We start from the raw sequence: 7031 nt of genomic DNA, 5'->3' as shown, positions 1-7031 counted from the left end.
ACCGAGAACGCGGCACTGCCGACGAGGAAGGTCGGCAACACCAGCGACAGGGCGAGATCGAGACCCGCCCCGTCGGGGCCGATCATCGCGTCGCGGGGGACGACCAGGCCGTCGGCCGTCACCGGTCGCGACGCGTTCCCCCGCAGACCCAGGCCGTCGAACGCCCCCGGTTCGCTCAGCCCCGAGGCGTCGGACGGGACGAGCCACAGGGTCATCGGTCCCGCGGCGGCCAGCGGCCTGCTGGACCAGACGCCACCACCATCGGCCTGGAGGCCTCCGCCGCCGTCGCCGGCCTGGCGCTGCTGGCCAGCTATGCCCACGGCGTCCTCAGCCACGCCCGCGAGCGGGGCTGGCGGGCGCCCGACCCCCGAGTGGTCTCGTGGACGCGCGCGGACTGGACGAGCCTGCGACTGGCCGCGGTGTGCTCGCTGGCCGGTTCCGCTCCGCTGCCGCCGTTGCCACCGTCAGGGCCGGCCGTGGGCTCGCGAGCCTGATCGAGCTTCAGTGGCGAGTCGTCACTGGTCGGAGGCTTCGGGCCGCCCAGTCCGTACCTGCGCTGTTCGATCGGTCCGCAGAGCGGGTGGTTGAGGCAACCCGCCCGACGACGGCAAGGCCGTCTCGTGCTCTTCCCGCCGATTCCACCTCTTGGGCCAGGGAAGTTGTTCCGGTCAGCCCACGGCCTGGCCCCTGTTCGTTCGGGCCTGCTGGACGCCGCGGCAACCGGGTGATGAGAATCGCTCACCGCACTCCCGCGGCCACGGAGTATCGGGGTTGGGCTGGGCGTCGATAGTCCCGGAGCCCGACGGCAGCCGGCGAGCGATACGCGCCCTTCTACAGCGTCCAGGAGCGAAGTTCAGCGTGACGAACCCCTCCACCTCCGGGCCCGGCTCGGCGGGTCGAAGCACTGACCGCCGCGACGTGGTGGCCCTACCCGACTGCGGCGGCCTGTGCGACCCGCAGCGGCTCGCAGCCTTGAACGAGACCGGCCTCGGCGTCGAGTCGGATCGGGTGATGGATGCGTTGACCGAGCGCGTGCGCCACCGACTCGACGTGCCGGTGGCGCTGGTGTCGCTGGTGACGCCCGACCAGCAGATGTTCCCCGGGATGGCCGGGCTGCCCGAGCCCTGGGCCGCCCGCCGGTCGACCCCGCTCTCGCATTCGTTCTGCCAGCACGTGGTCGCGACCGCGGCCCCGCTGGTCGTCGAGGACGCCCGTGAGCACCCGCTGGTGCGCACCAACCTCGCGGTCACCGAGCTCGGCGTGCTCGCCTACGCCGGGATGCCGCTGAGCGACGAGGCCGGCAACGTCCTGGGCTCACTGTGTGCCATCGACTCCCGCCCGCGCCGGTGGACCAATGAGGAACTCGCGCTGCTGGAGGATCTGGCCCGGACCTGCTCGATCGAGCTTCGCCTGCGCCTGGCCCGCGTCGACGCCGACCGGGAGCGGCGTCGCCGCGACGCAGTCGACGCAGCGCTGCGTCGCTCGGTGGAGCGCACGCAGACCCTGCTGGTCGCCTCGCAGGCCTTCGCCTCCGCAGAGACCGTCGAGGACGTGCGCGATCAGATCGGGGACATCGTCCGTACCGGGCTGCGGCCGGCCTACGTCGGGCTGAGCCTGCTCGACGAGCACGAGCAGATGCACCGGCTCCACGACGACGACTTTCAGTCCCCTGACGAGCGCACTGACGAGCACGCCGAGCGCGCCGACCTGTGGCTGCGCTACGACCTGACCGCGCCGCTGCCCTCGGCGGTCGCGGCCCGGACCGGGCGGGTGGTGGCCTTCCCGGACCGAGCCGCGTTCGATGCCGCGCACCCGGCGGCTCTGCGTCGCCTGCACGCCCGGCTCGGGCTGCAGGCCATCGCGGCTGCTCCACTGCCCGGGCCTGAGGGCCCGATCGGCGCGATGGTGCTGGGCTGGGAGCACCCGCGGCAGCTCGAACACGCGGACCTGGTCGCCCTCACCACGATCGCGGGATACGCCGGCCAGGCGCTGCTACGGGCGCAGCACCGGCAGGCCGAGCAGCGCCGTGTCACTGCGACGAGGGAGCTCCTGGAGACGCTGCAGCACAGCCTGCTCACCGCACCGTTCGAGCCCGATCATCTGGAGCTGGCTGTGCGCTACCTGCCGGCCAGCTGCGACGCAGCCATAGGCGGGGACTGGTACGACGCGTTCATGCTGCGTGACGGCGCGTTGTGTGTGGCCATCGGCGATGTCGCCGGTCACGATCGCGAGGCCGTCGCGGCGATGGGGCAACTGCGCAGCCTGCTGCGCGGGATCGCCTACAGCGCCCGCGACACTCCCGCCGTGGTCCTCGCCGAGCTCGACTCCGCAGTCACCGACCTCGCTGTCGGCACCCTCGCCACCGCGGTGTTCGCCCGCATCGAGCAGCCGCGGCGACTAGCAGCCCGCGGTGTGCGCCGCGTGCGCTGGTCCAACGCCGGGCATCTCCCGCCCCTGCTGATCGACCCGGCCGGGCGCGCGCGCTTGCTGCACACCCAGCCGGAGCTTCTGCTCGGGGTTCGCTCCCGAGGGAGCGCTCACCCGGATCGCTCCGCCCGCTCCGACCACACCCACGAGCTCGAGCCCGGCTCGACCCTGTTGCTGTTCACCGACGGGCTCGTCGAGCGTCGAGACAGCGACCTCGACGCCGGCCTGGCCTGGCTGGTCGACCGCGCGGTTCAGCTGGCCGGGGCGCCCCTCGAGGAGCTTTGCGACGAGCTACTGGCCGAGGTACCCGAACGCGTCGACGACATCGCGATGCTCGCCCTGCGCACCCACCCCGAGGATCGACCGCGCCCCCCTTCTGCCGGCCCGGAGGTGCGTCAGCCGGCCGACTGAGCACAGCGAGAAGCTTTTGGCACGCGCAGTACCGGGCCCGGGGTGCACCGAGGAGGCCGACCGCTTCCCGATATCGGCGTGAGGTCGGGTCGGACGCATGCTGCGTACGCCTGAGCATGGTCAGGCGTCTGGCCTCGACGGCGGTTGATCGGCTCGCGTGCGGAAGCCGGCCCGGACGGTTTTCCCGCCGGCGTGAGGGTGGACGTCCCAGGTGTCGGCCAGAGCGGCGATCAGCTGCAGGCCGCGGCCCCGGTGGGCCCGCGGGTCGGGCGGTTGCTGTCGGGGTGGTGTCGGCGAGCCATCACGCACGCTCACACTGAGCCAGTCCGCGGTCAGGTCGAGCCGCACGGTGAACTGTGTCCGTGCGTGATCGATGCTGTTGGCGGCCAGCTCGCTCGCGACCAGTGTGACGTCCTCGATCTCGCCCGGGAACTGCCAGTCCTCGAGCCGGGCCCTCAGCTCGCGGCGCAACGCCGCCAAACGGCGCGGGTCCGGGGGAACGGTCCAGCAGGCGTCCACCAGCTCGGGCCGGCGCCCGAGACGGGCGAAGGCCAGATCGAGGTCGTCGGCGACGGCGACCCGCTGCGCGACCGTCGACGCGCGCAGCATTTCCCGCACGTGACGATGCCGGGCCAGGATCGCCAGCTTCGCCTTCGGCCACCCCCCGGCCTCGCGGACCGCCTCGGCGAACAGTGTGAGCAGGTCCGACTGGCGCACTACGACGTCATCGATATCGGCGACGACCGGGCCGAAACGGGTCAGCGACGAACCGAGCTGACGGCGCAGCTGGTCACCGGTCGGCGCGGCCAACTCGCCTCGAAAGACCACGATCGCGGCGCTGTCGTGAAGACTGATGATGGCAGAGAGCTTGGGCTGGTCGTGCCCGTCACCGTGGACCGGTCCGGTCACCTGCCCCTCCCCGCTTCGCTGTCGCAACGTCACCCTAGGGCCGGTGGTGTCATGCCAGCGCCAGGGTGGCCCACACCGTTTTGTAGCTCATGTGCGGCGTGATCCCCCACCGGCCCAGTGCCGCGACGAGCGCCAGGCCACGACCGCGTGTGCCCGACCGCGGGGCGCGCCGGTACGGCGGAAGGATCGTGGTCGCCGGGTCGGCGTCGTCGACGGCGATGGTCAGCTGGTCGTTGTCGACGACATCGAGCCGGACCGTGCGTGGGCCGCGGGCGTGTTCGAGGGCGTTGGTGACGAGCTCGGTGCACATCAGCTCGGCGTCGACCTGGCGGTCCCCGGCGGGAAGGTGCGCCCGCAGCCACGCCCGCAGAGCCGACAGACAGCCGGCGTCCTCGACCGAGGCCACGAGGGATCCGGCCTGCGCCGCCGACACGGTCGAGGCCGAGCGTGGTCCTGCCGCGGGCCGGGCAGGGCCGCCCGCGGACTGGGCAGGTTGTGCCGGGACGGCCGGACTGGTGTCGCTGGTCATGCCCTACCTCCTCGCTGTGCCACCAGGCCTTTCCTGGCACGGGTACCCACGCCGACCTCCACCGGTGTTGCGCCGTCCGGGGCATTCTTCGCAACCTCCTCCGCGATATCGCACTTCACCGGAGGGGTGCGGCCATCGGGGACAGCCTGCGCGGCGGTCGTCGCGAAAGCCGATGAGGTCAGCCCTGACCGCGCGCCGGGGTCGTGAACCGGTCGGCGCCCCGGAGCTCGAGGTGGTGGATGGCCGGCGTCAGACCGCGGTTCCGGCCCAGGCCACGCTCGGCGCCGACGCTCTGACCGTGCTGCTCGTCGAGGACGATGACGCCGATGCCCTGGTGGTCCGCGAGCTGCTCTCCGACGTCGTCCCCCTCACCGCGGCACCTCTCGCCGTCGGCGCCCCGGAGGCCAGCCTGTCCGGCTCGGCGCAGGGACGACACGACGCACGCACCGCGCGCGCCGGCAGCACCAGGGCCGGCATCGGAACTCCCGATGTCGCCGGCCCGAACGTCGCCGACCAGAACGACACCGAACCGCCGGCGCGCAGGACTAGCTGATCAAGGGGCGGGTCGACGGCGAACTGCTCCTTCGGGCGCTGCACTACGCCATCGAACGGCGTCGCTCCGAGCAGACCACTCGACAGCTGCATGCCGCCCGTTTCGCCGAGCAGGAGAACCGCCGTCTCGGCCCGTGGAATGCTCCCCACGGCCCTGCTGCGCGATCCGACCCTCGCCCTCGCCACCCGCTACCAGCCCGGCAACCGGCGACTGTTGCTCGGCGGCGACTTCTACGACGCCGTCGAAACCCCCGACGGCTGCGTGCACCTGCTCATCGGAGACGTCAGCGGCCACGGCCCCGACGAGGCCGCCCTCGGGGTGTCACTGCGGATCGCCTGGCGCACCCTCGTGCTCGCGGGCATGCCCGCACAGCACATCTTGCCCGTTCTCGACCAGGTCCTGGTCACCGAACGCCACGCACACACGGTCTTCGCGACCGTCGCCATGGTCTCGGTGGCGCCTACGCGCCGGGCGATCACTGTGCAACTCGCCGGGCACCCCCCACCGATGCTGATCGAGCCCGAAGGCGCCGTGCAGATGCTGCCTGCCGACCAGCTCGGCCCACCCCTGGGTGTGCTCCCCGACCTCAGCTGGGGCTCGGTCGACGTGGCCGTGGCACCCGGATGGTCGCTGCTGGCCTACACCGACGGACTGATCGAGGGCCGCGACGACACCGGAGAACCGCTCTGGCTCGAGGGCCTGCGCACCATCCTCAACGCTGTGGCGTGTACTTCGCCGGTCAGCACGCCAACCGGTGAGAATGGCACCAGTGGGCCACCCGACGCAGTGTCCGAGCCGGAAGATCTCCTCGAGCGTCTCCTACGGCAAGTCGATCAGCGCGTGCCGCACCGCACCGACGACCTCGCCGTCGCCCTCATCGTCCACGCCCCGGACCCCGGACGGTGATCAGCCGGCGCACGGTCCGGGTCGGTATCTCGCGAGCAACCGCCGGGCCGCCGACGGAGTAGTGCCTTCGCCAGGCGGGCGGCTGTCAGAGGACTCCCCGTTGGCACGACGGATCGGTGGCAAGGGTGGCGGGAGCGGCAAGGGCAGTGGCGGGGGTACTCCTCTCGCCATCGCCCTCGGCGTAGCCCTCTTGGCCGGCGCGGGCGGGCCGACCGCGATCGGGAGCGCCACATCTTCCGGTGGTGCATCAGTCTCAGCCGGTGGCAGTTCCGGAGCGCGGAGCGGGTCTCGGGTCAGCAGCAAGGACTCGACGGCGGCGGAGGCACGCGGTGGAAAATCCTCCGCACCAGAACACAGTGACCTACTACTGGCAGCGCCCTGCGGACCGACGGCGGACTGGAGGTGCGATGACCAGCGCAAACAGCCCCGGCTACACGTTGAAGCGGAACGAATCCGCAGGTAACGCCGACGTGCGGCGATCCAGCGAGCCCCCGGCTTGACCTGCGTTGATGGGTTTGGCTGGTGCTTGCCGTCTGCCGCTGTTGATGGGGCTCCTGACGAACGATTGACGAACGGCTCCTCGGTCCGCGGGCCGCCGGGCAGACTGCCGACATGGCATCCGCTCCCCCGGCCCTCGACGCCGTCGTCGACGAGCTGCTGGCCCGCCCGGTCCGCACCGACGAGGTACGAACCCAGGCACCCGCCGCTCCGGGTCTGTACGCCTGGTGGGCGCCGCCTGCCATCCTGCCCGAGCTCGCCGGCCCCGCCCACCCCAAGGAGCCGGACCTCCGTTTGCTCTACGTCGGTCTCGCGACGAAGCTCCGTTCTCGGCTCGCCTCGAACCACCTCCGCCGGAGCGGGAGCTCGACGCTCCGCCGCACCCTCGCCGGCCTCCTGCTCGACGAGCAGGGCTACCGCACCCGCTGGACCGACCGCGTCGTCCTGATCGACGAGGACGAGGCCCGACTCACCGAGTGGATGAACACCAACTTGCGCGTCTCCTGGTGCGAGCACCCGACGCCGCGAGAGGTGGAACGCGACATCATCCGAGCCCTGCACCCGCCCCTCAACGTCGACCACGCCTCAGGTCCCGCGCTCCAGGTCATCAAGGTCGCCCGACGCCGCTACTACGACAGCGCCGGGCCTCGCCCTTGAGCCGCCTCCGGCTTCGAGCGCTATGAACCCGCGGAGACAAGATCCACTACTTCGGCGGGCCTCCGACGTCCGCCGTCACCCCTCGTACCCGAGTTTGATCAGAAGGCTTAGTGCGTGACGCAGGTCAGCCGCGCAGTGCCG

7 protein-coding genes and 1 pseudogene are annotated in these 7031 nt (G+C 71.8%); 5 read left to right on the top strand and 3 right to left on the bottom strand.

Annotated elements, in window-relative coordinates; all coding sequences use genetic code 11:
• Positions 1–335, bottom strand: a pseudogene (locus LWC33_RS34020) (hypothetical protein); the annotation flags it as partial.
• On the opposite strand from LWC33_RS34020, the gene LWC33_RS36690 reads away from it, so the two are divergent.
• Both LWC33_RS36690 and LWC33_RS34015 read left to right on the top strand, forming a co-directional pair.
• A complete protein-coding gene (locus LWC33_RS36690) occupies positions 261–494 on the top strand; it encodes a DUF6401 family natural product biosynthesis protein (RefSeq protein WP_372476841.1) in 234 nt (77 codons plus the stop codon). The pseudogene LWC33_RS34020 and the gene LWC33_RS36690 overlap by 75 nt on opposite strands.
• Before the next feature lie 517 nt (positions 495–1011).
• Positions 1012–2838: a SpoIIE family protein phosphatase gene (locus LWC33_RS34015; protein WP_233308824.1), complete on the top strand. Its 1827-nt coding sequence runs from the start codon at positions 1012–1014 to the stop codon at positions 2836–2838.
• Positions 2839–2958: 120 nt separating this feature from the next.
• Here the strand turns inward: LWC33_RS34015 and LWC33_RS36380 are convergent, their stop codons facing one another.
• Both LWC33_RS36380 and LWC33_RS34005 read right to left on the bottom strand, forming a co-directional pair.
• Positions 2959–3747, bottom strand: a complete 789-nt coding sequence (locus LWC33_RS36380; RefSeq protein ID WP_233308823.1) for an ATP-binding protein — start codon at positions 3745–3747, stop codon at positions 2959–2961.
• Between the two features lie 49 nt (positions 3748–3796).
• The gene (locus tag LWC33_RS34005) at positions 3797–4276 is read right to left on the bottom strand and encodes an ATP-binding protein (protein WP_233308822.1); all 480 of its coding nucleotides are present in this window, start codon (positions 4274–4276) and stop codon (positions 3797–3799) included.
• A gap of 172 nt (positions 4277–4448) precedes the next feature.
• Between LWC33_RS34005 and LWC33_RS34000 the strand changes: the two genes are divergently transcribed.
• From LWC33_RS34000 to LWC33_RS33990, 3 genes are all read left to right on the top strand, one after another.
• On the top strand, positions 4449–4829 hold the full coding sequence (locus LWC33_RS34000; protein WP_233308821.1) for a hypothetical protein: 381 nt from the start codon (positions 4449–4451) through the stop codon (positions 4827–4829).
• 213 nt (positions 4830–5042) lie between these two features.
• On the top strand, positions 5043–5735 hold the full coding sequence (locus tag LWC33_RS33995; protein ID WP_233308820.1) for a PP2C family protein-serine/threonine phosphatase: 693 nt from the start codon (positions 5043–5045) through the stop codon (positions 5733–5735).
• 612 nt (positions 5736–6347) lie between these two features.
• Positions 6348–6890, top strand: a complete 543-nt coding sequence (locus LWC33_RS33990; protein WP_233308819.1) for a GIY-YIG nuclease family protein — start codon at positions 6348–6350, stop codon at positions 6888–6890.
• The last annotated feature ends 141 nt before the right edge of the window (positions 6891–7031 follow it).

This window comes from Pseudonocardia terrae (assembly GCF_021343995.1).
In the GTDB taxonomy this organism is placed as follows: domain Bacteria; phylum Actinomycetota; class Actinomycetes; order Mycobacteriales; family Pseudonocardiaceae; genus Pseudonocardia; species Pseudonocardia terrae.
This window is presented reverse-complemented; position numbering and strand designations above follow the sequence as displayed.

What these genes read in the sequence shown, in the direction of transcription:
- LWC33_RS34005 (WP_233308822.1), bottom strand. Translation starts at nt 4,276, where the DNA reads ATGACCAGCGACACCAGTCCGGCCGTCCCGGCACAACCTGCCCAGTCC.
- LWC33_RS33990 (WP_233308819.1), top strand. Translation starts at nt 6,348, where the DNA reads ATGGCATCCGCTCCCCCGGCCCTCGACGCCGTCGTCGACGAGCTGCTG.
- LWC33_RS34000 (WP_233308821.1), top strand. Translation starts at nt 4,449, where the DNA reads ATGAGGTCAGCCCTGACCGCGCGCCGGGGTCGTGAACCGGTCGGCGCC.
- LWC33_RS34015 (WP_233308824.1), top strand. Translation starts at nt 1,012, where the DNA reads ATGGATGCGTTGACCGAGCGCGTGCGCCACCGACTCGACGTGCCGGTG.